The 26346-nt window shown below is 44.5% G+C and carries 27 protein-coding genes; 13 read left to right on the top strand and 14 right to left on the bottom strand.

What is annotated here, in order from left to right:
* From H9L11_RS12795 to pspA, 4 genes are all read right to left on the bottom strand, one after another.
* The gene (locus H9L11_RS12795; RefSeq protein WP_005378114.1) at positions 1-1032 is read right to left on the bottom strand and encodes an efflux RND transporter periplasmic adaptor subunit; all 1032 of its coding nucleotides are present in this window, start codon (positions 1030-1032) and stop codon (positions 1-3) included.
* Between the two features lie 161 nt (positions 1033-1193).
* Entirely contained in the window at positions 1194-1583 is a 390-nt protein-coding gene (gene pspC, locus H9L11_RS12790; RefSeq protein ID WP_017634673.1) for an envelope stress response membrane protein PspC, read from the bottom strand.
* Positions 1576-1809 (bottom strand): envelope stress response membrane protein PspB, encoded by a 234-nt coding sequence (gene pspB, locus H9L11_RS12785; RefSeq protein ID WP_005378117.1) that lies wholly within the window; start codon positions 1807-1809, stop codon positions 1576-1578. Before pspB ends, pspC begins: the two co-directional genes overlap by 8 nt.
* A gap of 14 nt (positions 1810-1823) precedes the next feature.
* Positions 1824-2495 carry a phage shock protein PspA gene (pspA, locus tag H9L11_RS12780; protein ID WP_005378119.1) on the bottom strand — a complete coding sequence of 224 codons (672 nt, stop codon included), beginning with the start codon at positions 2493-2495 and terminating at the stop codon, positions 1824-1826.
* Between the two features lie 232 nt (positions 2496-2727).
* Here pspA and pspF point away from each other — a divergent pair, with 232 nt between their 5' ends.
* The 6 genes from pspF (at position 2728) to H9L11_RS12750 (ending at position 9179) form a co-directional block, all read left to right on the top strand.
* On the top strand, positions 2728-3735 hold the full coding sequence (gene pspF / locus H9L11_RS12775) for a phage shock protein operon transcriptional activator (protein WP_017820869.1): 1008 nt from the start codon (positions 2728-2730) through the stop codon (positions 3733-3735).
* A 205-nt stretch (positions 3736-3940) separates the two neighbouring features.
* Positions 3941-5560, top strand: coding sequence for an ABC transporter substrate-binding protein SapA (gene sapA / locus H9L11_RS12770; protein ID WP_205390806.1), 1620 nt, complete (start codon positions 3941-3943; stop codon positions 5558-5560).
* Positions 5560-6522, top strand: a complete 963-nt coding sequence (locus H9L11_RS12765; protein WP_005378122.1) for an ABC transporter permease subunit — start codon at positions 5560-5562, stop codon at positions 6520-6522. The genes sapA and H9L11_RS12765 overlap by 1 nt, the downstream gene beginning before the upstream one ends.
* Entirely contained in the window at positions 6509-7396 is an 888-nt protein-coding gene (locus tag H9L11_RS12760) for an ABC transporter permease subunit (RefSeq protein WP_005378123.1), read from the top strand. The genes H9L11_RS12765 and H9L11_RS12760 overlap by 14 nt, the downstream gene beginning before the upstream one ends.
* Entirely contained in the window at positions 7396-8391 is a 996-nt protein-coding gene (locus tag H9L11_RS12755; protein WP_005378126.1) for an oligopeptide/dipeptide ABC transporter ATP-binding protein, read from the top strand. Before H9L11_RS12760 ends, H9L11_RS12755 begins: the two co-directional genes overlap by 1 nt.
* Complete coding sequence (locus H9L11_RS12750; protein ID WP_205390805.1) at positions 8388-9179, top strand: ATP-binding cassette domain-containing protein; 792 nt, start codon at positions 8388-8390, stop codon at positions 9177-9179. Before H9L11_RS12755 ends, H9L11_RS12750 begins: the two co-directional genes overlap by 4 nt.
* An 82-nt stretch (positions 9180-9261) precedes the next feature.
* On the opposite strand, the gene H9L11_RS12745 is transcribed toward H9L11_RS12750, so the two are convergent.
* On the bottom strand, positions 9262-9651 hold the full coding sequence (locus tag H9L11_RS12745) for a DUF2750 domain-containing protein (protein WP_005378129.1): 390 nt from the start codon (positions 9649-9651) through the stop codon (positions 9262-9264).
* Positions 9652-9719: 68 nt separating this feature from the next.
* Positions 9720-10625 carry a manganese-dependent inorganic pyrophosphatase gene (locus H9L11_RS12740; protein ID WP_017634678.1) on the bottom strand — a complete coding sequence of 302 codons (906 nt, stop codon included), beginning with the start codon at positions 10623-10625 and terminating at the stop codon, positions 9720-9722.
* Positions 10626-10811: 186 nt separating this feature from the next.
* Between H9L11_RS12740 and H9L11_RS12735 the strand changes: the two genes are divergently transcribed.
* The gene (locus H9L11_RS12735) at positions 10812-12026 is read left to right on the top strand and encodes a putative manganese transporter (RefSeq protein WP_017820871.1); all 1215 of its coding nucleotides are present in this window, start codon (positions 10812-10814) and stop codon (positions 12024-12026) included.
* Between the two features lie 76 nt (positions 12027-12102).
* Here the strand turns inward: H9L11_RS12735 and H9L11_RS12730 are convergent, their stop codons facing one another.
* The 4 genes from H9L11_RS12730 to torE all read right to left on the bottom strand — a co-directional run bounded on the left by H9L11_RS12730 (position 12103) and on the right by torE (position 17944).
* Positions 12103-13842 (bottom strand): alpha-galactosidase, encoded by a 1740-nt coding sequence (locus tag H9L11_RS12730; RefSeq protein ID WP_205390804.1) that lies wholly within the window; start codon positions 13840-13842, stop codon positions 12103-12105.
* A gap of 198 nt (positions 13843-14040) precedes the next feature.
* Complete coding sequence (gene torA, locus H9L11_RS12725; protein ID WP_205390803.1) at positions 14041-16503, bottom strand: trimethylamine-N-oxide reductase TorA; 2463 nt, start codon at positions 16501-16503, stop codon at positions 14041-14043.
* Positions 16504-16529: 26 nt separating this feature from the next.
* On the bottom strand, positions 16530-17714 hold the full coding sequence (gene torC, locus H9L11_RS12720) for a pentaheme c-type cytochrome TorC (protein ID WP_005378139.1): 1185 nt from the start codon (positions 17712-17714) through the stop codon (positions 16530-16532).
* A gap of 50 nt (positions 17715-17764) precedes the next feature.
* Positions 17765-17944 (bottom strand): trimethylamine N-oxide reductase system protein TorE, encoded by a 180-nt coding sequence (torE, locus tag H9L11_RS12715; RefSeq protein ID WP_005378141.1) that lies wholly within the window; start codon positions 17942-17944, stop codon positions 17765-17767.
* Between the two features lie 462 nt (positions 17945-18406).
* On the opposite strand from torE, the gene H9L11_RS12710 reads away from it, so the two are divergent.
* On the top strand, positions 18407-19219 hold the full coding sequence (locus H9L11_RS12710) for an ABC transporter permease (protein ID WP_033905097.1): 813 nt from the start codon (positions 18407-18409) through the stop codon (positions 19217-19219).
* A gap of 354 nt (positions 19220-19573) precedes the next feature.
* The gene (locus H9L11_RS12705; protein ID WP_005378145.1) at positions 19574-19711 is read left to right on the top strand and encodes a hypothetical protein; all 138 of its coding nucleotides are present in this window, start codon (positions 19574-19576) and stop codon (positions 19709-19711) included.
* Positions 19712-19796: 85 nt separating this feature from the next.
* Here H9L11_RS12705 and focA read toward each other — a convergent pair whose 3' ends face one another.
* Positions 19797-20657, bottom strand: a complete 861-nt coding sequence (gene focA / locus H9L11_RS12700) for a formate transporter FocA (RefSeq protein WP_205390802.1) — start codon at positions 20655-20657, stop codon at positions 19797-19799.
* 299 nt (positions 20658-20956) lie between these two features.
* On the opposite strand from focA, the gene H9L11_RS12695 reads away from it, so the two are divergent.
* The gene (locus tag H9L11_RS12695) at positions 20957-21190 is read left to right on the top strand and encodes a TIGR02647 family protein (RefSeq protein WP_005378148.1); all 234 of its coding nucleotides are present in this window, start codon (positions 20957-20959) and stop codon (positions 21188-21190) included.
* A 43-nt stretch (positions 21191-21233) separates the two neighbouring features.
* On the opposite strand, the gene H9L11_RS12690 is transcribed toward H9L11_RS12695, so the two are convergent.
* Complete coding sequence (locus H9L11_RS12690; RefSeq protein ID WP_005378150.1) at positions 21234-21680, bottom strand: PACE efflux transporter; 447 nt, start codon at positions 21678-21680, stop codon at positions 21234-21236.
* Between the two features lie 89 nt (positions 21681-21769).
* Here H9L11_RS12690 and H9L11_RS12685 point away from each other — a divergent pair, with 89 nt between their 5' ends.
* From H9L11_RS12685 to H9L11_RS12675, 3 genes are read left to right on the top strand one after another with little or no spacing between them, the layout of a single operon-like run.
* Positions 21770-22648, top strand: a complete 879-nt coding sequence (locus H9L11_RS12685) for a LysR family transcriptional regulator (protein WP_025766872.1) — start codon at positions 21770-21772, stop codon at positions 22646-22648.
* Positions 22649-22666: 18 nt separating this feature from the next.
* Positions 22667-23494: an NAD-dependent epimerase/dehydratase family protein gene (locus H9L11_RS12680; RefSeq protein WP_205390801.1), complete on the top strand. Its 828-nt coding sequence runs from the start codon at positions 22667-22669 to the stop codon at positions 23492-23494.
* Entirely contained in the window at positions 23491-24129 is a 639-nt protein-coding gene (locus H9L11_RS12675) for a YdcF family protein (RefSeq protein ID WP_205390800.1), read from the top strand. Before H9L11_RS12680 ends, H9L11_RS12675 begins: the two co-directional genes overlap by 4 nt.
* Before the next feature lie 60 nt (positions 24130-24189).
* Here the strand turns inward: H9L11_RS12675 and H9L11_RS12670 are convergent, their stop codons facing one another.
* Together H9L11_RS12670 and cysS are read right to left on the bottom strand one after the other, a co-directional pair.
* Positions 24190-24768, bottom strand: coding sequence for a thymidine kinase (locus tag H9L11_RS12670; protein WP_205390799.1), 579 nt, complete (start codon positions 24766-24768; stop codon positions 24190-24192).
* A gap of 87 nt (positions 24769-24855) precedes the next feature.
* On the bottom strand, positions 24856-26238 hold the full coding sequence (cysS, locus tag H9L11_RS12665) for a cysteine--tRNA ligase (RefSeq protein WP_205390798.1): 1383 nt from the start codon (positions 26236-26238) through the stop codon (positions 24856-24858).
* Between the last annotated feature and the right edge of the window lie 108 nt (positions 26239-26346).

Here is a 26346-nt window from a genome sequence, read left to right as displayed (position 1 = left end):
TTACAACCCTCTTTCCTTAATCCACGCTCTTACCTTAATTCCGGGTTCAATTACACTGACACCCGAGATAATGATTTGGTCGCCATCGTTAAGCCCGGCTAACACTTGATTTTTGTCATTCATCTCAATTGCGGCTTTGGATACAATGCCTTGCTCATCGACACGCCAAACGTATGTTTTGCCGTTTTCTTCTAGCAACGCGGAGTTAGGAATCTTTGTCGCTCCTGCACTTTTGGACAGGAGGTAAGCATTGCCAGACATTCCCGGCAAAAGGCCAATTTCTGCTGGCCGCTCCATGACCATCGTGACTTTGTAACTGCCCGTTTTAGGGTCGGCTTCTGTATCGATTTCCTGAAAGGTTAAGTCAAAGGCTCGCTCGGGGAACGCATCAAATATCATTCTGGCAGAGACATCGCTCCCCTGCGTGTAACGATTTAGAAGATAGTCTGGGATTTGGAATATCACTTTGAGGAGTTGGTTGGACTGAATATTCATCACCCCTTCTTTCGCGGCAACATATTCATGGTTTTCTGCTGGAATGTACGAAATAGTTCCATCATATGGCGCGACAAGTTTGGTATACCTTAAGTTTGCCTTTGCTTGATTCCATTGAGCTTTTGCCGAGTTGTGGTTCGCTTTTGCCTCATCAAAATCTTGCTCAGATACTACTTGGTCTTTACGTAGCTTTTGGTATCGCTTGTATTGCACATCTGCGAGCAAAAAATTTGCCCGAGCTTGCTGTTCGAGCAGAGAATATTCATCTGGGTTTAATGACGCCAAAACATCACCTTTACTGACGACTTGACCTTCATTCACTTCTATCGTTTGAAGAAGCCCAGGAACTCGAAATGTCAGTACTGCTCTATCGCCAGCTTCCGTCGTGGCAGGAAAATGTCGCTCAAACTGGGCATTGCCAACAGATACTGTAAATAGCTTCGCAGGGCGCGATTCAGGTTCAGGAACAGGAGGAAGTTCTTTACCGCACCCCGACAAGACAGCCGAGATGGCAATAGGAATGAGCAATTTTCTCATTACATTCATCCATAAAAATTGGGGGATTATTTTTAAAGTAGATGAATTTTGAACGAACTTCCAGAGCAGAAAAGATTAATAGTGCTTTAAAATTAGTAATTTGTGATAAAAAAGCAGGCTTTATGCCTGCTTCAGTTAAATCTTCTTTGGATACAAAATGCCTAAAGCTTACTGAATTCTCTGTTCACCCTATATGTATCAGACGTAACATAAGCTTCCATGTTACGAATTTTGCCATCAAGACGGTCAAAATCCCTTTCCAACACACTGAGCAGTTGATCAGGGCTTTGCCCTTTCTGCCAAGGCTTACTTTTGAGCGTATGCTCTTGCTGCGCTCTGATATTTTCAGAATACGTTACTGGTTGCTTTTCTAACATAAACGCCATCGCGACGTACGCTAACAATACCAAAAACGTACCACCTAACAGCGCTGCAGAAATCACTACAATACGAATCAACCAAACTTCTGCACCAAAGTAGTTGGCAATACCGGCGCAAACACCGGAGATTTTGCCATTTACTGGATCACGATACAGTTCTCGATTATTCATACTTGCGTCTCCATGTTGGTGACTCAGCATCCAAGATGCGCTCCAATGTATCAACTCGGGACTGCATCGCTTCTGCTTTTTCAGATAGTACCTGAAGGCGCTCTAAATCCTGGCTCGACAGTGCACTATCTGTTTTGCGTTTGCTGCGATAGTGTAAGAAGAGCCATAGTGGAGCGACAAAGATTAAAAAGACAATCACTGGTCCTGCTATAAAAAATGCCGACATAAATGGCTCCTTTCTTATTTATCTTTCGATGACATCTGTTCTTTCAGTTTTGCCAACTCTTTTTCAATTTCGTCTTGTGCCTGCAACTCTGCAAACTCTTGTTCTAGCGATTTAGCATTACCGGTTTGAGCATACAGGTCTGCTTCCGCTTCCATTTCATCCACTTTACGTGAGTATTGCTCGAATTTCGCCATCGCTTCATTAGTACGGCTAGTGTGCAGGTGTTTTTGCACATCACGACGGTTAGATGCAGTTTGGTTACGAATTGCTAGTGCTTGCTGTTTTGCGCGCGTTTCAGCAATTTTGCTTTCCAACTTACCAATCTCGCCAGTAAGCTTATCGATCGTTTCTTCCACTAAGGTTTGCTCAGTGTGGAGGCCTTTAATCACTTGCTCTAGCTTTTGCTTTTCAATTAACGCTGCACGAGCTAGATCTTCACGCTCTTTAACTAATGCTAAGCTCGCTTTTTGGCCCCATTCGCCAATTTGCTCTTCTAACGTTTCAACCTTACGAGCCAACTCTTTCTTGTCTGCAATCGCTTTAGCCGAGTTAGTACGCACTTCAACAAGTGTGTCTTCCATTTCTTGAATGATAAGACGGATCATTTTTTCAGGATCTTCCGCCTTGTCCAGTAATGCACTGATGTTTGAGTTAACGATATCTGCAAATCGAGAAAAAATACCCATAACGGAACTCCTCTTTTTTCCTATTAAAACTCGACAAGGTGGTGATTAACCTTGTGTCTCCCTGAATATATAACAAGTAACGTGCCAACTTATAATTTTCTTTTAAATCAGAGTGTTATTCATTTTGTTGTCGTTACACACTATTGTGCTATGATGTTTTTCACCAACTGTTGGTGAAATTTACCAACTCTATCTCTAAATCATGGCTCGGCTGTTAAATAAGAAGGACTTTATGAAGCAAAACCTGATTGGTGAATCACCTGCTTTTCTCGCTGTACTAGATAAAGTATCACAACTTGCACCCATTGAGCGCCCTGTCCTCATCATTGGTGAACGAGGTACGGGTAAAGAACTCATCGCTCAGCGTTTGCATTATTTATCAAGACGTTGGGATAAACCACTACTATCACTCAACTGTGCGACATTAAGCGAAGGGCTAATAGATTCCGAATTGTTTGGACATGAATCCGGCTCCTTCACAGGCTCTAAAGGTAAGCATAAAGGGCGTTTCGAGCGTGCCGAGGGCGGTACTTTGTTTCTTGACGAGCTGGCGACCGCACCACTTTTAGTTCAAGAAAAGCTATTACGCGTCATCGAATATGGTGAATATGAGCGAGTTGGCGGTCATACCGCTCTCAATGCGGATGTTCGACTTGTTTGTGCAACCAATGCCGACCTACCAAAATTGGCAGAGCAAGGTGATTTTCGTGCAGATCTGCTCGACAGGCTAGCCTTCGATGTCATTATGTTACCGCCTCTTCGCGAGCGCAAAGAAGACATTCTCTCTTTAGCAGAGCACTACGCGATGAAAATGTGTCGTGAACTGCAACTGGAATACTTTGTCGGTTTTACCCCAAAAGCGCAGCAGTCGCTTATTGAATATGAATGGCCCGGTAACGTCCGCGAACTAAAAAACGTGATTGAACGTGCGATTTACCAACATGGTCTGAATGCTCACCCAATTGATGAACTGGTTTTCAATCCTTTTGAAACGGTTTGGCACAGCGCGCTTGGCCATAGTGCAAAACAAGCAGAACAACAAGAAGAGGAAGCATCAAGCAACACCATCCAATTCCCTCTAGACTATAAACAATGGCAAGAGGAACAAGATATCCATTTACTCAATCGTGCATTGGAAGAAGCCAAGTTTAATCAACGTCAAGCAGCCGAGCTACTTGGCTTGAGCTATCACCAATTACGAGGGATGGTTAGAAAATATGGTTTGGTCGGACAAAGCTAACTTGACCGAGAGTACTCAATCAATACACGAGCTCGTGACTGCGCTCTAATTCGCATGCATTTATGGCATAACACCTTACAGTGTATGGATTTTATGTTTGGAGCGAGTTCACAAAGGTGATAAATTAGCGAGATCATTTTCGCTTGTTAGCTTTGAAAGAGTAAGATCAAACGAAACGAGCAAGATCCAATGAACATTTCATATTATGAATGCTTTTATAAGATTATCGCTGAGCCTTATTGGGATTAGCCTACTGACCGCTTGTGGCGATGAAATTGACCACAATGATATTCGCAAAGCTGGCTTTGTGTTTTGCGGACAAGGTAAGCCGACCACGTTTAACCCTCAGCTTATTGATAGCGGTATTACCGCAGAGGCTCTGAGCCCGCAGCTGTACGATACGCTGCTCACGCTCGATCCTAAATCACATCAGCCCGTGGCAAGCATCGCCGAGAGTTGGTCAGTAAATGAATCAGGGACGGAATACACGTTTAAGCTTAAACGTGGTCTTAAATTCCAAACCACACCTTGGTTCACACCCACTCGCTCATTGAATGCAAAAGATGTGGTATTTAGCTTCAAGCGAATCATCGATGTAGACCATCCTTTTCACCAAGTAGGTGGTGGTTTTTATCCATGGTTTGCAGGGTTAGATTTTCAAAACCTACTCCAAGACGTGGTTGCAATAGATGAGTATACGGTAAGGTTTACGTTATCTCAGCCAAACTTTTCTTTCTTGGCCAATATTGCCACCAGCCATGCGGTTATCTTGTCTGCGGAGTATGGACAGCAATTGGCAGCAAAAGATCATAAAGAAGAAATCGACCAACTTCCTATCGGTACCGGCCCTTATCAATTAAAAGAGTACCAAGTGAACGACTTGATTCGATTAGAGCGTCATTCAAATTACTGGAAGTCACCAGCAAAAATGGAACAAGTGGTGTTCGATATCTCTCACAGAGGGACGGGTACATTAGCTAAACTTTTAAGAAACGAGTGTGACGTACTCTCTTCACCTATTTCGAGCCAAATACCTGTCATTCAAGAAAATGACAACCTTGAGCTGACGGCTACACCAGCTAACAACGTTTCCTTTATTGCGATAAACACAGAAACCACCGCGCTGAGTGATGCTCGAGTTCGCCAAGCTCTTAACTTAGCGATCAACCGTCAAAATATTTTAGATTCGGTTTACTACGGAACTGGCTCCCAAGCTTATACCTTGCTACCACCTAATTCATGGGCTTATCAAAAAGACAGCGTAAAAATTCGTTATGACCGGAATTATGCATTGGCACTACTTCGAGATGCAGGCTACGAAGACGGCCTAGAATTGACCATGTGGGTACCACTTGAACCACGTGCTTTTAACCCAAGCCCTCGCAAGACCGCAGAGCTAATCCAAGCGAATTTTGCCGATATTGGGGTTAAATTAACGCTACTTACCGATGATAGGTTTGAACGTGTGGATTTGGAGAACATCAACGATATCGATTTACTTTTAACTGGTTGGATTGGTGATACCGGGGATCCTGACAACTTTTTCCGCCCTTTATTATCTTGCGAGTCTGACCGCGTTGGCCTTAACGTGTCCATGTGGTGTAACGATGACTTCGATTTCTTGCTCGATTTGGCTTTAGAAACTCAAGAACCGCGTTACCGTTTGAACCTATATCGCCAAGCACAGAACATTTTGAATCAAGAGTTCCCGGTTATTCCTCTGGCGCATGGCGTGCAGTTCCGTGTGCACGACAAATCGCTGACAGGCTTCAAATCAAGCCCTTTCAATGCCCAACCGTTTGATAGAGTTGAGAGAATTCACTGATGTTTTGGTATACCGTTCGACGCTTTAACCTATTTATCATCACTTTGATGATCCTTACATTAGTGGGTTTTTCTCTGCTGCGCCTTGACCCTCTCTCGCACTGGGCAAACGTTGATTTTTGGTCTGGCTGGCAAACTTACTTGATCAACCTTTCTCAACTCGATTTTGGCATAAGTAAAAACGGCAATGCGATTTACGACGAGCTCGCCGTTGTATTCCCAGCCACTTTGGAATTGTGTTTCTTTGCCTTTTTGGTGTCCCTTTTGATCGGCATTCCACTTGGAACCGTGGCTGGGATGAAGCAAGGTAAATGGCTCGATACCAGCATTTCATTCATGTCAATGTCTGGTTATTCCGCCCCAATCTTTTGGGTTGCTCTGTTACTTATCATGGTCTTTTCATTGGAATACCAACTCTTTCCCGTTGCGGGACGGTATGATTTACTTTACGAAATTGATCATGTAACCGGGTTTGCCATTATCGACGCATTCATGGCGAAAGGCGAATACCGCGCTCATGCACTGCAAAGCGTCATTGAGCATATGGTGCTGCCATGTTTGGTGCTCGCTTTGGCTCCAACCACCCAGGTTGTCGGACTAATGCGTTCCTCGGTAGCGGAAGTGATGAGCCAAAACTACATCCGTGCAGCGAGAATCAAAGGTCTTTCTAACCGCGAAATCGTAACTCAACATGTATTGCGGAATGCGATACCGCCTATCATTCCCAAAGTTGGTGTTCAACTTTCGAGTATGATTACCTTAGCTATCATCACGGAGTCTATTTTTAACTGGCCAGGTATTGGTCGTTGGCTTTTAGATGCGCTAGCAAGCCAAGACTATGCATCTATCCAAGCTGGCGTGATGGTACTTGCGACTTTGGTTCTTACCGCTAACATTCTCTCGGATTTGATTGGCGCGATGATTAACCCTTTAGTTCGAAAGGAATGGTATGCTAACAAATAACGTTTATCAGGAAGAGCGCATTCCAACACAGTTTGAGCGTTTTTGGCGAAGCTACCGCGCCAACGGACTAGCCATGTTTGGCTTGTGGTGCTTGGTGTTTATCGTCCTTATTACCATTTTTGCGCCCCTACTTGCACCATTTGACGCCCAAGCACAGTCAGGTGAGTTGCTTGTGCCGCCATCATGGGCCCCAGCAGGAACGGTTGATTACTTTTTGGGGACCGATGACTTAGGTAGAGATATTCTTTCGCGCCTGATTATGGGCTCTCAGCTAACATTTGGCGCTGCTGTCGCCATCACCGCAATTGCTGCCGTTGTAGGCTGTTTAATTGGCGTATTGGCAGGTATGACGAAAGGCTTACTGTCGAGTACTCTCAACCACTTGCTCGATACCGTCATGTCGATCCCGTCGCTCTTATTAGCAATCATTTTTGTGGCATTTCTCGGCTTTGGTGGGTTCAATATTTTACTCGCAATCTGCTTAGCTTTGATTCCGCGTTTTATTCGCTCTGTTTATATCGCAGTCCACACCGAAGTTGAAAAAGACTACATAATGGCAGCACGCCTTGATGGAGCTAATGATTTCTACTTACTGTGGAGTTCAATTCTTCCTAACATTCTGACGGTCATTGCCGCTGAAATCACACTCGCGCTGTCTGCTGCGATTTTAGATATTACGGCACTGGGTTTTCTTGGCCTAGGCGCACAGGCCCCAAGCACCGAGTGGGGAGCAATATTAGGTGACTCTGTCGAGCTTATTTATATTGCACCTTGGACAGTGACCCTACCCGGCCTGACCATCATGTTTACTGTTATTACCCTAAACTTAGTAGGTGAAGGTGTACGTCAAGCGCTTAATGCGGGGATCGAATAATGCCGTTGTTAGATATTCGACATTTGACCATTGAGATCGAAACACCTCAAGGGTTGGTCAAAGCCGTTGACCGAATGAGCCTAACTTTGAACGAAGGCGAAATTCGTGGTCTTGTAGGTGAGTCTGGTTCAGGGAAAAGCTTAGTTGCAAAAGCGATTGTCGGGGTAAGTAAAGATAACTGGCGCATCACCGCAGACCGTATGCGCCTTGGCAATATTGACTTGCTTCAGCTTACACCAAAAGAGCGTCGGCGCGTCATTGCTCGTGATATTGCGATGATTTTCCAAGAACCTTCAACTTGTCTTGACCCTTCAGAGGAAGTCGGGCGTCAATTGATTGAATCCATTCCATCTCGCGCATTTGAAGGGAAATGGTGGGAGCGATTTAAATGGCGTAAAAAACAGGCCATCGCGCTTTTGCATAAAGTGGGTATTAAAGATCACAAGCGTTTAATGGGTAGCTATCCTTATGAACTGACTGATGGTGAGTGTCAAAAAGTCATGATTGCCATGGCGATAGCGACCAAACCAAAGTTGCTGATCGCAGATGAGCCAACCAACGACTTAGACCCGATTACCCAATCGCAAATTTTGCGTCTGTTGAGCCGCATGAACCAACTTAATAACACAACCATTCTGCTTATCGGCCACGACTTAGCGACCATAACACAGTGGGCAGGACGTATTACGGTAATGTATTGTGGTCAGTCGGTGGAGTCTGCCGATACCAGTAAAATCATTGCGGCACCCAAGCACCCGTACACCGATGCCTTGCTTAAAGCGATGCCTGACTTTAATGATTGGGTACCACACAAGCAAAAACTCCAATCCCTACCGGGCTCGATTCCGCCATTGCAGCATCTACCTATCGGTTGTCGCCTCGGACCACGTTGCCCATATGCGCAGAAACAATGTGTAGAAATTCCACACACCAGACGAATTAAGAATCATAAATTTAACTGCCACTTTCCATTGAACACGGAGAAAAAGTCATGAGTGCGTTACTTGAAGTCGATAATTTATCGAAGCAATTTGTTACGCGCTCCCGTCTGTTCAAACGCCAGGTTAATGAGGCAGTAAAACCGGTAAGCTTTACTTTAGAGCCAGGGCAAACTATTGGTTTTATTGGTCAAAACGGGTCAGGAAAATCCACACTAGCTCGTATGCTTGCTGGCGTTGTTGAACCAAGCTCCGGAGAGATCCGTGTGAATGGCGAACGATTGGAGCACAAAGATTACGCGACACGCTGCAAGCTCATCCGCATGATTTTCCAAGATCCAAACACATCGTTAAACCCACGAATCCAGATTGGTCGTATTTTAGAAGGTCCGCTAAAGCGAAATACCAACATGCCGCCAGATGCGCGCATGCAGCGTGTAAAGAACACCCTGCTCCGCGTAGGATTGCTGCCTGAGCACGCCTATTTTTATCCACAAATGCTAGCTGCCGGTCAAAAACAGCGCGTGTGTTTGGCTCGTGCACTTATTCTTCAACCTTCCATCATTGTCGCTGATGAGGCGTTAAACGGTTTGGATATGGCAATGCGCTCGCAGATCATTAACTTATTCCTCGAGTTGCAAGAAGAGATGGGATTGTCATTTGTGTACGTGTCTCAGCATATTGGCATTGTTAAGCATATTACTGATAAAGTGATGGTGATGCATGAAGGTGAAGTGGTCGAGTTTGGCGAGACCAACCAAGTACTGACTCATCCCGAGCATCCTATTACTGAACGACTAGTCGAAAGCCACTTTTATAAAGCGCCAAGCCATCAAACAAAATAGCTTATCAAAGATGTAATCGTTCAAATGTAAAGAAGCCTGCTTTAACGCAGGCTTCTTTATTGCATGGGTACTAATCAAAGAACTAACGGCGGCTCGCTTGTTTGCGCAGTTCAAAATCAAACTCGTCAGGAAACAATACGACCCCTTCTTCATTTTGATTTGGGAATACAACAATCGATAGCTCGTCATCCTCTAGACCAGAGGTCCAACGGCTGTGCCACTTGTTTAAAGAGATCGCCTCAGGCTCGCAATCTTCCCAATCACCATTCGCCCATTGCAAAGCGAACTCTTCGTTTGGCCATACTGGTACACAATCATCATCTTCTGTATTTAACATGACACAGCCATGTTCGTCTTTCAGAATCCAAACCTTACGATTCGCCACAATCTCTTTTACGCAGTACTTTAAACGTTGCTCTTCGTTGTAGCGATTAATGGTATCCATCTGCTCTTGGGTCAGTTGCTCAGACATATTCGTCTCCTATTTCCCATAGAAAAATGCCCGCAGCTAGGCGGGCATTTAAAGTATATGCTAGAAAATTAAGCTAGCTCAGTTTGAAGCCAAGGCCAACCTTGCTTCTTACGGCTTAGCGTGTTTTCCATCATTAGCATGCCGTCTTTTTCGTGCTTAACAAGCTTCTCAGCCCACTCACCTTTGTATAGAAGACGAGTTTGAGCAGTCGTGATGTCTGTTAGCATTACAGCAGCGAACGCTAGGTTATCTTTCTCACAACGAGATTCTAGGTCTGCTTCTAGTGCTTCGATCATACCGTCAACTTGCTCAAGAGTTGCAAGTTCAACCTGACCAACCACTACGTCACGACCGTTGAATGGGTAACCTTTAAGGTCTTTCTCAACAAGCTCAGCCGCTGATAGACCTTCGATGTTTGTTTTAGCAATTAGAAGATCTTTAGTGAACGCGTCAACATCTTGTACGTCTGCGATTGCCGCTAATTCAGCAACGGCATCTTTGTCTTTTTGTGTACAAGTTGGAGAAGCAAAACCTACTGTGTCAGATAGAATTGCTGACATCATTAGCTTAGCAATTTGTGGAGTAATCGCGTGACCTTCAATCTTGAACATGTTGAATAGAACAGTGTTGGTACAACCAACAGGCCAGATCCATGCTTCCATTGGGTTTACTGTCATCACGTCACCTAGACGGTGGTGGTCAACAATACCCGCAATTTCAGCTTCTGCGATATCGTCTGGTGCTTGTGCTAGATCTGAGTAATCTACTAGCCAAACGGTCTCACCCGCAACTGATGTGCGAAGCTCAGGAACTTCAGCGCCAGCAACTTCTAGGATGTGCTGAGTTTCACGGTTGATTTCGCCTTGGCGAATTGGCATAGCTTCAACGCCACGCGCTTTTAGAAGTTCAGTTGCAACGAGTGCACTACAAATACTGTCACTGTCTGGGTTCTTATGACCTACAACTAGAATCATGTTTCTTCCTATTCAAGTCAATTTTATACGCCGCCTAATACAGTTAATTAGGGCGTGTTTGCTCACAAAGGCCGATACTTTACCTGATTTCAGAGAGTTTGACACGAAGAAAAGTTCACAATGCTATTGCGAATAAATCTCATTTACATATAATGATAATTATTCCTATTTGCATTTGAGTAAACGATGAACGCGACCCAATTATTACACTCTGCACAACAGTTGTTTCAGCCTACTCAGTTTCGTTTAGCTTATAAGCGATTGCTGATCCCTATCGTCATGCTCATTTTGCTAGGCAATGAAAATACACGTGACGTAGCCGTACAGACGCTATCCGACTCATTCTGGGCGGTGTCATGCTATGTTGCTGCCACATTGGCTATTTATCATTATCTTTCAAACTTTATGTCGAAAACCAATCGAATTACCGAGCTATATCATCGCTCGCGTAATCATCAGGTTTTCTTTGCTTCTTTGTTGGGTGCTTTGCCTGGCTGTGGTGGCGCTATTGTTGTGACAACGCAATTTATTAGTGGCCGAGTAGGATTTGGTGCGATTGTCGCGGTACTTACTTCAACAATGGGTGACGCTGCCTTTTTACTTCTGGCCGCCAAACCAAGTGTTGGATTAGGCGTGGTTGGATTAGGCATTATCGTGGGTACTCTTTCAGGGTTAGTCGTTAATGCTTTTCATGCTGATAACTTTCTGCGACCAGAACCAAAAGAAGCACCTCAGACACATGCTTGTTGCCAACACCAGACAGACCGACACACACCCCTTGAACAACGTGCAATCAATCTACAAGGCGCATTTTGGAAATGGCTTATTGTGCCTGCTAGTGTCGTTGCTGTGTTAATGTCTTTCCAAATCGATATTAATCAGCTGTTGTCTTTGCAGGCCAATACCATTGAATGGCTGGGCGCTATCTTCGCGGTGATCACAATGTCGTTGTGGGCTATGACAAAAGAGCTCGGCGATTATCAGTCAACGGTCTCTGAAGATGAAAAAATCGTGGACTCACACCCGATTCAAAAAGCAGCACAAGATACGAATTTCGTCAGTGCTTGGGTGATCGTCGCTTTTCTGGCGTTTGAACTGACGACCTATTTTTCTGGACTCGACCTTGTAGAAACCTTTTCTCATTGGGGAATTTGGATGCCATTAGCTGGCCTAGCCATTGGTATGTTGCCTGGTTGTGGACCGCAAATTTTAGTCACTAGCCTATACATTTCTGGTGCAGCGCCACTTTCTGCGCAACTGGCCAATGCGATTTCTAACGATGGTGACGCCCTATTCCCCGCTATTGCAATGGCACCGAAAGCTGCTTTGGTCGCGACTATTTACTCGTCCATTCCTGCGTTTATTGTTGGATACGGGTATTACTTTTTATTCGAGTTCTAACGCTCAGAGCATCAAACGAGAAAGGAGCCGCAATAGGCTCCTTTCTTGATCTTGGTATTAGGCGATTTACTTCACGTTATGCTGTAACGATCGCTTTCGCATTGAGCCCTTTATCCACGCTCACCATTAACAACTGGCAAGGTTCTTGGTTTAGCTTTTCCCCTGTCCAGTAATCATACCAGTCCACCGGTTGATCAGACGTCAGCGTAAATTCCATCGCTCCGTAACTCGCATAATTAAACAAACAATGGAGGTCATTCTTCGTCGTTAGTTTTAAAAACGCGTGATTTAAACTCAAAGCGGTAAACTTTGCAGATTGCTGGTTACGTTGTTGACGTAACATGAGCTTAGACAGTGTCTTCTTAGCAAACGGCGTAATCTCAGGGAGCGGGTCACCAGACAGCAGCAAACCACCACTCGCTAATAACACCGTGCGATGAAATTCATACTCTTCTCTGGATGCAGATTGATTAGCTAATGAAGTGAACGTGGCGCAATCCGGGTCAATTTGCCACAATTTTCGGTGCTGCCAACTACGGTAAAAGGTTTCTTTGGCTATCTGTTCGAATCGACGACTATGACGCTCTACATCGTCAGAAACACGCATTGCATCCACAAGCCCCAGAGATGGCCACATTGGCGCGTTGCAACCTAAAAGCCACGCATCACCAGCGCCTTTGGCAATCGCTTCCATTCCTAAGCGATACGCCTCAACGCCTGTAATACCAGATTGTTTACGAACACCTTTTAAGGTGCCCCAGTAGTTTGCGTCTAATTTGAATAGCTCAACGCCCCACTCTTGACGCATAACAGAGACCACATGCGTCAGATGGTCTTGCACTTCTGGGTTTGAGGTATCGAGTATGTACCAGGGCGTGCATCGCCAACCACCGTATGTGACATCTTCTGCTTTAAGTAAGCCACCATCCTTGTGGAGAACAAACCAATCTGGATGCTGTTTGAAGATCTCCGACTCAGGCTGTGCAATGAAAGGCGCCATCCAAATTGCCGGCTTTTTTCCTTTTGCACGGATATTATGAATGAGCTCTTTTACGCCACCAGAAAACTTATCTGATGGGGTTAACCAATCGCCCATAAAGGCTTGATAGCCATCATCCAGAAGTAGCCACTCTAGGTCTTCGAGCTTATCTTGCATGCAATCCACGTTCTGCATGATGTTTTGCTCTGTCACGTCCGCGTAGTACGCGTACCACGAACACCAACCAACAGGCGCATCTTGTGTCACACCTTGGCGAACAGGATGATGCTTTGCAATCATCTCGCCATAGGTTTGATAAAGCTCGGACAGCGATTGACCACAGAGTACCGCCACGGATTCAAGTTGATTACTTTCCCAATCCGCCACTTGAGTCAACTCACCATCAATTGCGGCTGATAAAACCCAATGCCCATCACGCAGCACAACATCAAAATAGCCTGCAAAGCGATGACATGATGTGAAGCCAAATAATGTGTAGCCCGCTGAACCTTCCACCACTAAATAGTTGTAATAACGCTTAGGGGCATCTTTAGGGTAGATTCGATAAGAAGGATTATTGTCTGGGCAGCGACCAATATCAACGGGGTGATTGATCGTTCCCGCCGTTTGCGCCAACATTTGAAAACCATCCCCAATTACGTTGGCCTCGTGCTCGTACAAAAACGGCATTTCGAATAACACTTCACGGTCCGTAAAGGTTTTATTGTGAAGACCAGCAAAAGAAAAATGTAATTGATTACCCTCGACTTCAACTTGGAAGTCATTGTTATTCACAGTGATCTCAGTGTGATTTGCTAATTGAATGCTCTGAGCCATAAAGAGTCTACTCACTTAATTATTATTGTTTAGCTTGGCGCATTATCTCCTGCTTGTCTCACCCAATTCGTTACCATCATCACGAATACCAGTCTCGTTTAACGTTATGAAGTTACTATTGAGACAACGCTCACTGAAATTTTGATAAAAAAATACCAGCCCTGAGGCTGGTATTTGGATTTATGCAAACTGCACTAATTAAGCAACTTCGATCGGACCACCAAATGAAGTGACTGGCGGCACTTTACCTGTGAACTTCTCGAAGTCTACGATACATGTGTTCGCAGAAGTCGCCTGTGCAAGCTCAGAAGAACCGATGTCTTGCGTTAGCGTGTTAGGATCACCGTAGGTACAGATTGCGCCTTCTTTCTCGTTTAGAGGACCGTACCACGCACCTTCTTCGATACGAATAACGCCACGTGGGTAGCTGTCAGTCAAAACAGCACCAGCTAATAGCTGACCACGACCGTTGAATACACGTACCAAATCACCATCTTTGATGCCTTTTGCTTTGGCATCCGCTGGGTTGATGTAAACCGGCTCACGACCTTGTACCGCGTAAGTCGCGCGGAACTCTTCAGACTCACACATTTGAGAGTGAAGACGCTTATCAGGGTGGCAAGACTGCAACCAGAATGGGTATTTATCTGAACCAGGACCACCGTGTGAACGCTCTGATTTTTCGAACCACATTGGGTGCTCTTGACAGTGTTCGTAACCGTAACGGCCGATCTTACGAGACGTGATCTCGATGAAGCCAGACGGCGTACCTAGTGGATTCAGCTCAGGGTCTTTACGGAAGTCCGCATGACGAACCCAAGGTTTACCTTCACCGAAGTCTAGTACGCTCTTCTCCCAGAACTCGTTGAATTCTGGCATTTCAAACTTACCTTCGTTCGCTTTTTTACATTCGTTGTAAAGGCTTTCGATCCATTCCATCTCGCTCATACCACGAGTGTATTCTTCGCGGCGACCAAAACGCTGAGTTAGTTCACTCATGATTTGGAAGTCAGGCTTAGATTGGAACAATGGATCAACTAGGCGATGCATCGCAATCAGACCTTTGTTCGAGTATGAACCGTATACGTCGATGTCGTTACGTTCCCATTGCGTACACGCCGGTAGAACGATATCTGAGAAACGACATGTCGCAGTCCAAGCAAACTCGATCGTTACAACCGTTTGAAGCTTGCGGAACGCTTTCTTCATGCGGTTACGATCTTGATGGTGGTGCCATGGGTTACAACCCGAGATAACCATCATCTTGAAGTCTGGCAGTTTCACTTTACCGCCGTTGTAGTTGATCTCTTTGCCAGGCTCTAGCAGACAGTCGATCCAACGTGCAACAGGGATAGTACGACTGTAACCGTTAAAGTCGTTGTTGTCCCACTTCGGTTTCATACCTTGGTCAAGGTTACGAGGGAAACCACCAGGGCCCGCGAAACCAGTAGAAGGCACACCGATACTTGAGTAATGGTGACCGTAAGAGATACCACCGCCAGGTAGACCGATTTGACCAACCATTGCAGCAACCACAGCCGCTGCCCAGTATGGCTGCTCACCGTGCTCTTGACGCTGGATACACCAACCCATCAGGATCTGTGTACGACCGCTGACTAGCATGCGTGCGAATTCACGGATCTTGTCCGCTTTCACGCCACAAATCGCTGCTGCCCATTCAGGCGTCTTCTCTACTTTGTCTTTTGTCTTACCTTGAACGTATTGAATGAACTCTTCAAAGCCTAGACAGTAAGTATCAATGAATTTCTTATCGTACAGGTTTTCGTTGTACAACACGTGTGCCACAGCGAGCATGAACGCTACGTCTGTCAGCGGGTTGATGTACAAGTGATCGTTCTCTAAGTAGCGCTGAGTTTTGTTCTTCACTGGGTCTACAGATAGAACGTTGATCTCACCTTTCGCCACTTTTTCTTTTAGTTGTGCAAGGTACTTAAACGACTCATGCGTTTCACAGTTCCAACCTACTTGAAGGTTTTTCACTGGGTCGTTAGCCCAAAGAACGATGTTGTCAGAGTTTTCTAGGATCTCAGACCAAGACGTACCTTGTGCATAAACTTCGGTTGAGCCTAGCACGTACGGCATAATGGTTTGACCTGCACCCGTCGAGTAGTCACCTACTTTAGTGATGAAGTTGCCATGCATACCTACTGCACGTTGCATGTGCGCAGTACAGTTGTTAAATGAACCCGTTTGGTTCCAACCTGTTTGACCTGCATGCAGCGCCCATGGGCCGTAGTCTTTTTGAATACGTTCTAGTTCACGGTAGAACAAGTCTAGCGCTTCATCCCAAGTTACTCGGATGAAACGGTTGTTACCGCGAGTATCCGCGCTGTATTTGTGTTTCTTCAACCAATCTAGACGAACCATTGGGTAACGAACACGTGAAGGGCTGTAGATAATACCCTTAATGCCGTTCAACATTTCTGTTGGGTTTTTGTCTAGCTCTAGCGGCTTGATCTCTTGAACTTTACCCGCGTAGATGTGGGCGCGGAACGCGCCCCAGTGAGAACCGGTTACTTTCCAAGTACCTGTCGTCTCAACGGCATTTGCAGAGGCGGACGCCAATAAGCTAGGACCAATTACTGACGCTGCACTTGTGGTTGCTACACCTTTAAGAAAACTTCTTCGTGTAATAGCCATTTAAAATTACTCCAATCCGACGCTTATTAGTGGTGACCTTCAGCATAATCTGAAGAGTGTTTCTGTAGATACTTCAAGATCAGTGCTTCACTGTCTGTATCTAGGTTAACGAACGCCAACATACCGTCGAACATACCTGGCCAGGTGTTCGCGTCGAAGTGCGCTTCCGCAGGTTGAGTGTGACATACAGAACAATTGGTCTTGTAGGCTTCACGAGATTTTTCCCAAACAGGATTGATGTCGTTCAGCATAGACTCTTTCTTAATCCATACTTTCGCCGCTACTTTTTCCCAAGGAAGGCCTGTTAGCTCATCCACTTTTTTCTCACCAGTCGTCACAATGTTGCTGTCTGTTGCTGCTTCTTTCATCAGAGACGCAGTCGCAATGTTCTTACCGAAGTCTTCTTGAATTACACGACCAAAACCTTTTGCTTTGCGCCAACCGTCAATTTCGATCTCAACAAACTCGCCTTTGTCTTCAAGAACTTTAACGGTCGATGCAGGATTAAGAAGACCAGCTTCTTTACTGCCTTGCGCATCAAAGTAAATTGGTAGGTGACGAACGCTCACGAGTTGCTGACCAACGCCGTAATCCGTGTTAGAAGTCATACCCTCTAGATCACCCACGATACCGCCAATGCTGTCCATGCCTGCTGGTAGGTTGTGCGCAATACCCTTGTGACAGTCAACACAGCTTTGATCTTTCTCAGCGGCTTGCTTCATTTGGATACGAGCCGTAGGAGACATTTGCTCGAAATCCATCGATTCGTAGTTGTGACAGTTTTTACACTCCAGAGATTTGTTTGCCGAGAAACGATCCCATTCGTGTTTAGCAAGTTCGATACGACGCTCTTCGAACACACCCGGTTCGTCGTAGTTGCCAAATACTTGTGCAAATACTTCTTTAGAAGCTTGCATCTTACGAGCGATCTTATCTGTCCAGTTATGTGGAACGTGACAATCAGGACAGGTAGCACGAACACCAGAGTGGTTTTTCCAGTGCACCGTTTCTTGTAGCTCAACGTACACGTTGTCACGCATTGTGTGACAACTAATACAGAATTCTTCTGTGTTGGTTGCTTCTAGAGCGGTGTTAAAGCCACCCCAAAAGATAACACCAGCAATAAAGCCGCCCATAGTCAGCACACCTAGGCTGATATGTACAGCTGGGCGCGTCATGGTACGCCACAGTTTAATGATTAATGATTTCATTATTTGCTCTCTTAAAATCTTTTCAAAAGTGTGGTTATGAGCTCACTGGCTTACATGCCGTGCGCGCCTGGAGGTCCAAAGAAGAAGACTTGCAACATCCAAACGATGAACCCGTAGCCGCCAACAAAGGCCACACTCAGAATTGGGAAGAGAACAACTGCAATGAAGAGGAACGACTTCCACTCCAGGGAGCGTTTTTCACCACTCTCAATTTTATTAACATCACTCATACATTTGCCTATTTTGTATCTAGTGTTATTGAAAAGCCCGCGTAACCAAGCTTAAGTTTTTTACAATCTCTAACGGAAAATGTTAGACCATACTAATAGTAGGGTTCAATCAAATAAGCGACCTCAGACCTTGTAATTCAACACTTTTTTGAGCTCATCCAGAGATATGATGGATTGATGTTATTTATTAAAAAACATGAACAGATGTGACAAAATAAGTCTTTTAAGGAGTTGTTAAATAAACAACATTTAAGAAACATCGATCACATTTAAATCGTAATTACCATGCCATAAATCGACTTAAAAACTCCGAAAAAGATAACCACTTGTAAACAGAATGCTGCGTATTAATGTCTAAAATAGCACTCAAGGTTTACTTTAAGAACAGCAAAAAGTGCACATAGTGGTTCATATAAAGGGGAGGCTTAGATACAATTATTCGCGTATTTTCAAGGAGCGATTATGGATAACGTGGTGGATATAAGCTGGGTCAAACTGGCACTGTTTGGTTTGATTTTATTGGTCCCCTTCTTTATCAATGCCCGCTACAAATTAGGGATAGCAAAAGACACGATAATCAGTGTTATCCGAATGACATTTCAGCTCATATTGATTGGCGTGTATTTAGAATATCTTTTTCAATTAAACAGTTTACTTGTCAATATACTTTGGCTTGCCATCATGCTACTGATTGGTGCCAGCTCAATTGCGGGAAAAGCTCAGTTACCTAAAAAGCCACTTATGCTTCCGCTACTAACGGGCCTTACCTGTGGTCTAATACCACTTCTGATTGCAATTACAGCAGGCCTAGTGCAACCATCCCCTATTTACAATGCGCAGTACATGATCCCACTTGCTGGTATGTTATTGGGTAACAGCTTGAGTAGTAATATCATCGCTCTTCAGAATTTGTTTACGGCTTTTGAGCAGAGACAAGCAGAATATGAGGCTGCAATCTCACTTGGAGCCTCTCCTCGCTACGCCTCCTTCCCCTTCATTCAGGAGGCTCTTAGAAAGTCCCTTGCCCCGACTTTAGCTTCTATGGCCACTACAGGGCTGGTTACCTTACCGGGTATGATGACCGGTCAAATTCTAGGTGGCGCGAGCCCGATGGTTGCGATTAAATACCAGTTAGTAATTATGCTGGCTATTTTCGTTATGTTGAGTGCCTCCGTAACCATAACGTTAGAAATGACATTGCGCTGGGTACAAACCAAAGAAGGCCGAATCAAGATAAAAATCGAGCAACCCGAATCGACCAAAACTCACGGTTAGTTGGCGCTTGTGGGTAAAGCCCGTTAAACAACTTATGTTGCCAAGTCGAACGTACTTATAACTGAATAACTCAACTATTCTTCGAGCACTCATCAAGACGCTTTCAGATGAAAAGTCAGGCAGAATTCTTTTTGATATAAGCCTCTAATTTTATGAAATTTTCTTTGCAAGTTTAGATACGCACGACCTTTGATACAGGTTATCCACAGAAAATGTGGATAAGCCCCCAAAACCCATACGCAACCAGAAACATAGCAACATAAGTGATCAATCGAATCGTCATGCATTGATCACGTGACTGACATGTTCTAATTTTAAAGTAAAGGCAGTGACCACAAACTTGGAGAGACGTACATGGATGTCTTAATGATCAAAGAAAATTACGATGAACTCCTGTCCGATGCACCTCTGGATTGGCTCGTTCAAGAACCAAAGGAAGTAACTTCTCATTGGCTCCCAACCGATTTTGGCATCAACGAAGAGTTGATTTAGCATGACTCGACTTATTTGACATTTGCAGAGACAAATAAAAAGAAAGGCGAACCATCTGGTTCGCCTTTCTTGTGATCTTCTAAACTTATCGCAAATGGTTATTTCCATCGCGTAGATAAATCATCCAATACCACATGCCAACAAATACGCCACCACCAATAATGTTTCCTATCGTAACAGGAATTAGGTTGTTTACGATGAACCCCATCATGTTTAAGTCCGCGTAGTTTGCAATATCTGCCCCTGTCATTTGCCAAAACGCTTCTGGCGCAAAGTACTTAATACCAATCGCCATAGGTACTTGGAACATGTTCGCAATACAGTGCTCAAAACCTGCCGACACGAACATAGCCACAGGCAAAATCATGACCGCTATTTTATCTGTCAATGTTCGCCCACTAAACGTCATCCAAACTGCAATACAAACTAATACGTTACACATGATGCCAAGCGCAACAGCAGCAAAGAAACCATGATGTAATTTGTGTTGGGAGATCGCCATCGCGTTAAGACCAACTTGGCCATGATCAAACATATATTGCTTGGTAACTAGCATACAGGCCACGAGCAAAATGGCCCCAACCATATTGCCAAAGTAAACCACCAACCAGTTTTTGATAAGTGCTTGCCAAGAGATTTTTCCACTCGCACGCGCAACTAGTGTCAGTACAGAGCTAGTGAAAAGCTCGCCGCCAGTAACCACCACCAAAATCAAACCAAGGCTAAATGCCAGACCACCAATGAGTCGTGTAATGCCCCAAGGCAGCTCGCCTGCGCCTGTCGTTACTGTGGTATAGAAGATGAAAGCAATACCAATATGAAGCCCCGCAGAAATGGCGAGCAGAAAAGATTTGATTGGAGCTTTCGTTGCTTTGCCTACCCCCACTTCAGCTGCGCGTTCCGCAGCTTGTGGCGGTAATAGTGAGTCAAACTGATTAAAGTTCATTCTGGTGTAACATTTAGAAACATTTAAAGAGGCGCGGATAATCGCTCTATTTCCCTATTTTTTCAAGTGCTATTTGGCGTGTTTACTAAAATCGTTGTTATTGGGAGATCAAGCAATAAATAGCGCCTATCATTCGCTACCGTAAGTATCATTGATACTTAACAAGTATTCGACCTTTCGAACAAAGATCCTGCGTTATATCAGCCTGATAGCGCCATACTTAACACTTCTTGTCGTTGAATGTTGCCCAACGCTACTTTTCAGACTAGCTTGGTAAAAAAAGCGCAAAGGAATCATTTATGAAATATTCAGCTGAACATATCGCCGAATTGAATCTACTTCTTCAGTTCGACCTAAGTAGTGCTGCAACTGGTATTAAAGTTCATACAGACGCGTCAGAAGAAATGCAGGCAGCCGTTGCTCGTCTATATGAGAAGCAACTTTGTACACAGCCTGACGGTGGTTATCTAACAGACGAAGGCATTGAAGTTGCAGAACATGCAGATAAGATTTTAAGAGTTTTGTCTGTGTAATTTGAACAAAAAACGCCACCGAACTCGGTGGCGTTTTTTAGTCCTATATTTTTCCTGTCGATGCCTGCGGCAATAATCGCTTTTTCATTTTGCTAAATGGTTGAACCTTGTCATACAACCAGTTAAAACCAGTAGCATAAAATAGGAAGAAAACGAGGAAGCCGGCTTCCAGCATCAGAGCTTGAAGAAGCGTAATTTCTAAGAACCAGGCAATCACAGGTAGAGAGATAAAGATCAATCCTCCCTCGAAACCAACAGTGTGTCCAAGCCGCATCGCTAAACTTCGCTCAGCTCGATTGCCACCAAACCACTTATCAAAGTACAAGTTGTAGATGTAGTTCCATATCACGGTATACATGCTCAACCCGACCCCAACCAACGCAAGATCACTAGAGCCCTTTCCAGTGATCAATGAAGCCGCTGGTACAATAATCGCGAGTGCGATTAACTCAAAAAGTACTGCATGAAAAATTCGTTCGTTACGAGTCATATTTCTCTGTCCAAATAGTTCTACTCAATGCTTAGAATTTTATCTATTATTTAGATAACCAAAAGTTAGATACCATCGGTTTAAGCGATATGTTTACCATCGAACAACTGCAAGCTTTTATTGCTACATCAGAAGCAGGATCATTTTCAGGAGCAGCTAGAAAACTGGGGCGAGCTCAATCTGTAGTGAGCCAGCACATCATGAATATGGAGATCGACTGTGGCGTTGAGCTTTTTGATCGATCAGGCAGGTACCCTAAATTAACTGAGAATGGCCTCGCTCTCGTACCCTATGCACAAGCAACAATCAGCCAACTCGACCGCCTAAACAATAGGGCATCGCAGCTCTTTTCCACGCCAACGAACAAATTAGCCTTAGCTATTGATGAAGGGATTCCTCTGACTCGCTTGCCGGATGTGCTAAAGAAGTTAGAGCAACGCTTTCCACACTTACAAGTTGAATGCTTAACGGCATCAAGCCCTGATATCATTGAATTGGTTAAGTCGGAACGCGCCACGACTGGGATTATTTTGAGTGATTTACAAATGCCAAGGCACATCGATTTCACCAATCTTGGCAATATTGCATTTGATGTCTATGTCTCTTCAACGCATCCTTTAGCAAAGCAGCAAATCACTCACATTGATCAACTAAAACAACATCGTCAATTGGTCATACGATCCAAAAGTGCAGAGCCATGTGGTCTCAATCAAGCATTTAGCCCAGATATCTGGTACGCTGATAACTACTATATTTTGTTGGAATTGGCGAATAAAGGGTTTGGTTGGTGCTTTCTACCACAGCATTTAGTCGCGTATTCACCTAATACATTAAAAAAAGTTGGGGATGATTTCACAAAACTGGCTTGGCAAGTCAATGTTGACCTTATTCAGCACCAGAAATGGCATTCAGATCCCCTCCATCAACAAGCCAAAGCAGAACTGCTCAACCTATTCGGGCAGACATAAGTAAGTAGGAAGACCCAAATGGCAAATACATTGATCGTAGGTGCAGGCTGGCTCGGAACTCCGCTAGCAGAAACATTGATGAAAGATGGACACTATGTTGTCGTCACTCGTCGTAGCCAAACTCGATTAAAAGAGTTACCCACCTCATTAACTCACTCCGCATTGTTCGATTTCAATCAATTGAACGCCACAGCACGGCTAGATGAGCTGCTCAAACAGCATCAAATTACGCACGTTATCGGTGCTTTTCCTCCAGGATTTCGTAAAGGACGCGGTCAAGAATATGCACAGCAATGGCAAATACTTGCCAACGCAGCTAAGCAAAACAACGTTGAAAAACTTCTCATGATCAGCTCTACCACGGTTTACCCTAACCTTGCTTCCGATATGGAAGAAGCTGACGCGTCAATCTCTTTAGCAGCCGAAAGCCCTTATTTCTCTGACAATGCACGTATTATGCTTCAAGCAGAGCAGCATGTTATCGACTCGAATATTAACTTTGTTATTCTACGTTGTAGCGGATTAATCGGGCCAGATAGACACCCATCTCGCTTTGCAGCAAGGCTTCAACAAGTTAGTCGTAAAGCACCAGCTAATATGCTTCATCAAGATGATGCTGTCTCGGCTGCGAAATTTGCCTTAGGCAATTTAAGCAACCAAGTCATTAACGTTACGACACCTCATACTGTCAGCAAGGCTGAGTTCTACCAAGCTGCCATAAACAAAATCGGAAGTGAGATACCTCTTCCACCCGTCACAGAGCAAGCTGACAAGCGTATTCTTGCTGACAAACTACTCTCACTTGGTTATCGATTTCACTTCAATTCAACTTTGGATGCGCTATGAGGCTCTATAGACATATAGAAACGCTTTGGGATTACATGCAACTCAAACATGAACTGAAACCTGCGGACTGTTTGTTTGTGATGTGCAGTAATGATGTGCGTGTAGCGGAGCACGCTGCCAAGCTCTACCACCAAAAGTTGGCACCTTTGATTGTATTTTCAGGGGGTGAAGGTCGCTTCACAGATGGACTGTTTGAAAAAAGCGAGGCAGAAACCTTTGCCGAGATTGCAAAGTTGTCGGGCGTTCCAAGTGAAACAATTTTGCTCGAGACTAAATCCACAAACAGTGGAGAAAACGTTCGCTTTACTGAGCAACGATTAAAAGAGGAAGGAAAACAATGTTCCTCGTTTATTCTGGTACAAAAACCGTTTATGGAGCGTAGAGCAATCGCGACATTTGAAAAACAGTGGCAGTCACCCTACACTCAGCTCCAAGTAAGCTCTGCGGCTCTTCCATTTTTTGAATACATTAATGAAGACATGCCATTAATGATGGTGCTAGAAGCACTAATGGAAGATTTCTCTCGCGTAAAAAGCTATCCAGAGAAAGGATTTCAAACCGAGCAGAACATCCCTCAGCAAGTCGAATCTTCTTACCAGGTTTTACTCGAGCGGTTTGGTTTTAACTTAGTCTAACTTTTTCTAACCGACAACAAAAAGCCACCAAGTTCGGTGGCTTTTATGTATCAATACGGCTTATTTACCGAGCGCTTCTTTGTAATGTTGGCGGCATACGGAGACATACTTATCGTTACCGCCGATCGCAACTTGATCGCCTTCTTTAATTGCCACGCCGTGTTCATCGGTACGAATAACCATATTCGCTTTGCGGCCGCAATGGCAGATTGTTTTGAGCTCAACCAGCTTGTCTGCCCAAGATAATAGATACTTACTGCCTTCAAAAAGTTCGCCTAGAAAATCGGTGCGAAGGCCGTAACACAATACTGGAATATGCAACTTATCAACGACTTCAGTAAGTTGATAAACTTGTTCTTTCGACAAGAACTGACACTCATCAACAAGAATACAGTGACGTTTTTCAACCTCATTCAGATCTGCGATCTCTAGATACAAATTGGTATCCTGACGAAATAAATGTGCGTCAGATTGAAGACCAATACGAGAGCTCACTTTACCGACACCAAAACGATCATCTAGCGCAGCCGTAAAAATAACTGGCGTCATGCCGCGTTCTTGATAGTTGAAAGAGGATTGAAGAAGCGTTGTTGATTTACCCGCATTCATTGCTGAGTAATAGAAATACATCTGAGCCACAGAGCATTACCTAAAGTTAAAGTTTTAATTTATGGAAATGGAAAATAAAAGGGCTGAATTATCAGCCCTTTAAAAATGAAAATTCAATTACTTACGACGCCACGTTGTGCCTTCTGGACCATCTTCCAGAACAATGCCCATTTCGGTCAGCTTGTCACGAGCCATATCTGCATTCGCCCAATCTTTCGCAGCGCGAGAGTCATTACGCAGCTTGATCAGAGTTTCAATTTCAGCCACTTCATCATCGTTACCCGCATCACCTTTTAGGAAGGCTTCAGGATCTTGGTGAAGAATACCGATCACGTCAGCTAGTTCACGCATTAGCGCACCGAGTTCGCTCGCTTTCTCTAGGTTTTCTGTCTTCAGACGGTTAACTTCTCGCGCCATGTCGAACAGTACTGAGTAAGCTTCTGGTGTGTTGAAGTCATCGTTCATCGCTGCAGTGAAGCGAGATACGTATTCTTCACCACCAGCAGGCGCAGCGTTTAGGTCTAAACCACGTAGAGATGTGTACAGGCGCTCAAGCGAAGCACGTGCTTGGTTTAGGTTATCTTCGCTGTAGTTTAACTGGCTACGGTAGTGACCAGACATTAGGAAGTAACGCACTGTTTCAGCATCGTAGTGACCAAGAACGTCACGGATAGTAAAGAAGTTACCTAGAGATTTAGACATCTTCTCACGGTCTACCATTACCATGCCGCTGTGCATCCATGTGTTCACGTATTGTGTATCGTGTGCACAGCATGATTGTGCGATTTCATTTTCATGGTGTGGGAACTGAAGGTCAGAACCACCGCCGTGAATGTCGAAGTGGTTACCTAGGATTGAAGAGTTCATTGCTGAACACTCTATGTGCCAACCTGGACGACCTGGACCCCATGGTGACTCCCACGTTGGTTCACCCGGCTTAGACATCTTCCAAAGTACAAAGTCTAGAGGGCTGCGTTTTGCTGTTTCGATATCAACGCGCGCGCCAGCTTGAAGCTGATCAAGGTCTTGCTTAGAAAGCTTACCGTATTCGTTGAACTTACCCACTTCAAACATTACGTCACCGTTATCTGCAACGTATGCAAAACCGCGCTCGATTAGCTTCTCAACCAATTCGATGATTTCAGCAATAAACTGTGTCGCACGAGGTTCAACGTCCGGACGTTTCATGTTCAGAGCATCAAAATCAGCGTGCATTTCACCAATCAAACGCTCAGTCAATGAATCGCAAGACTCACCATTTTCTGCGGCACGTTTGATGATCTTATCGTCGATATCTGTGATGTTACGTACAAACGTCAGATCATAGCCCAAGTAGCGAAGGTAACGTGATACAACGTCAAAAGAGACGAAAGTACGACCGTGACCAATGTGACAGAGATCGTAGATGGTAACTCCACAGACATACATACCGACTTTGCCAGCTGTAATTGGTTTGAATTCCTCTTTCTGTCTTGTGAGTGTGTTATATATCTTTAACATGATCTCTATCTATGATTGTGAATGAATAAAAGAAGATGAGTATATCAACTCCAACCTAGTTAGGTAATAGCAATTAACCGATAAAACGATAATCGGCTAAACTTCAAG

This window comes from Vibrio sp. sp1 (assembly GCF_016920955.1).
In the GTDB taxonomy this organism is placed as follows: domain Bacteria; phylum Pseudomonadota; class Gammaproteobacteria; order Enterobacterales; family Vibrionaceae; genus Vibrio; species Vibrio alginolyticus.
Note: the sequence above shows the minus strand (reverse complement) of the source record. Positions and strands in the feature narration are given on the sequence as shown.

What these genes read in the sequence shown, in the direction of transcription:
- H9L11_RS12795 (WP_005378114.1), bottom strand. Translation starts at nt 1,032, where the DNA reads ATGAGAAAATTGCTCATTCCTATTGCCATCTCGGCTGTCTTGTCGGGG.
- pspC (WP_017634673.1), bottom strand. Translation starts at nt 1,583, where the DNA reads ATGAATAATCGAGAACTGTATCGTGATCCAGTAAATGGCAAAATCTCC.
- pspB (WP_005378117.1), bottom strand. Translation starts at nt 1,809, where the DNA reads ATGTCGGCATTTTTTATAGCAGGACCAGTGATTGTCTTTTTAATCTTT.
- pspA (WP_005378119.1), bottom strand. Translation starts at nt 2,495, where the DNA reads ATGGGTATTTTTTCTCGATTTGCAGATATCGTTAACTCAAACATCAGT.
- pspF (WP_017820869.1), top strand. Translation starts at nt 2,728, where the DNA reads ATGAAGCAAAACCTGATTGGTGAATCACCTGCTTTTCTCGCTGTACTA.
- sapA (WP_205390806.1), top strand. Translation starts at nt 3,941, where the DNA reads ATGAATGCTTTTATAAGATTATCGCTGAGCCTTATTGGGATTAGCCTA.
- H9L11_RS12765 (WP_005378122.1), top strand. Translation starts at nt 5,560, where the DNA reads ATGTTTTGGTATACCGTTCGACGCTTTAACCTATTTATCATCACTTTG.
- H9L11_RS12760 (WP_005378123.1), top strand. Translation starts at nt 6,509, where the DNA reads ATGCTAACAAATAACGTTTATCAGGAAGAGCGCATTCCAACACAGTTT.
- H9L11_RS12755 (WP_005378126.1), top strand. Translation starts at nt 7,396, where the DNA reads ATGCCGTTGTTAGATATTCGACATTTGACCATTGAGATCGAAACACCT.
- H9L11_RS12750 (WP_205390805.1), top strand. Translation starts at nt 8,388, where the DNA reads ATGAGTGCGTTACTTGAAGTCGATAATTTATCGAAGCAATTTGTTACG.
- H9L11_RS12745 (WP_005378129.1), bottom strand. Translation starts at nt 9,651, where the DNA reads ATGTCTGAGCAACTGACCCAAGAGCAGATGGATACCATTAATCGCTAC.
- H9L11_RS12740 (WP_017634678.1), bottom strand. Translation starts at nt 10,625, where the DNA reads ATGATTCTAGTTGTAGGTCATAAGAACCCAGACAGTGACAGTATTTGT.
- H9L11_RS12735 (WP_017820871.1), top strand. Translation starts at nt 10,812, where the DNA reads ATGAACGCGACCCAATTATTACACTCTGCACAACAGTTGTTTCAGCCT.
- H9L11_RS12730 (WP_205390804.1), bottom strand. Translation starts at nt 13,842, where the DNA reads ATGGCTCAGAGCATTCAATTAGCAAATCACACTGAGATCACTGTGAAT.
- torA (WP_205390803.1), bottom strand. Translation starts at nt 16,503, where the DNA reads ATGGCTATTACACGAAGAAGTTTTCTTAAAGGTGTAGCAACCACAAGT.
- torC (WP_005378139.1), bottom strand. Translation starts at nt 17,714, where the DNA reads ATGAAATCATTAATCATTAAACTGTGGCGTACCATGACGCGCCCAGCT.
- torE (WP_005378141.1), bottom strand. Translation starts at nt 17,944, where the DNA reads ATGAGTGATGTTAATAAAATTGAGAGTGGTGAAAAACGCTCCCTGGAG.
- H9L11_RS12710 (WP_033905097.1), top strand. Translation starts at nt 18,407, where the DNA reads ATGGATAACGTGGTGGATATAAGCTGGGTCAAACTGGCACTGTTTGGT.
- H9L11_RS12705 (WP_005378145.1), top strand. Translation starts at nt 19,574, where the DNA reads ATGGATGTCTTAATGATCAAAGAAAATTACGATGAACTCCTGTCCGAT.
- focA (WP_205390802.1), bottom strand. Translation starts at nt 20,657, where the DNA reads ATGAACTTTAATCAGTTTGACTCACTATTACCGCCACAAGCTGCGGAA.
- H9L11_RS12695 (WP_005378148.1), top strand. Translation starts at nt 20,957, where the DNA reads ATGAAATATTCAGCTGAACATATCGCCGAATTGAATCTACTTCTTCAG.
- H9L11_RS12690 (WP_005378150.1), bottom strand. Translation starts at nt 21,680, where the DNA reads ATGACTCGTAACGAACGAATTTTTCATGCAGTACTTTTTGAGTTAATC.
- H9L11_RS12685 (WP_025766872.1), top strand. Translation starts at nt 21,770, where the DNA reads ATGTTTACCATCGAACAACTGCAAGCTTTTATTGCTACATCAGAAGCA.
- H9L11_RS12680 (WP_205390801.1), top strand. Translation starts at nt 22,667, where the DNA reads ATGGCAAATACATTGATCGTAGGTGCAGGCTGGCTCGGAACTCCGCTA.
- H9L11_RS12675 (WP_205390800.1), top strand. Translation starts at nt 23,491, where the DNA reads ATGAGGCTCTATAGACATATAGAAACGCTTTGGGATTACATGCAACTC.
- cysS (WP_205390798.1), bottom strand. Translation starts at nt 26,238, where the DNA reads ATGTTAAAGATATATAACACACTCACAAGACAGAAAGAGGAATTCAAA.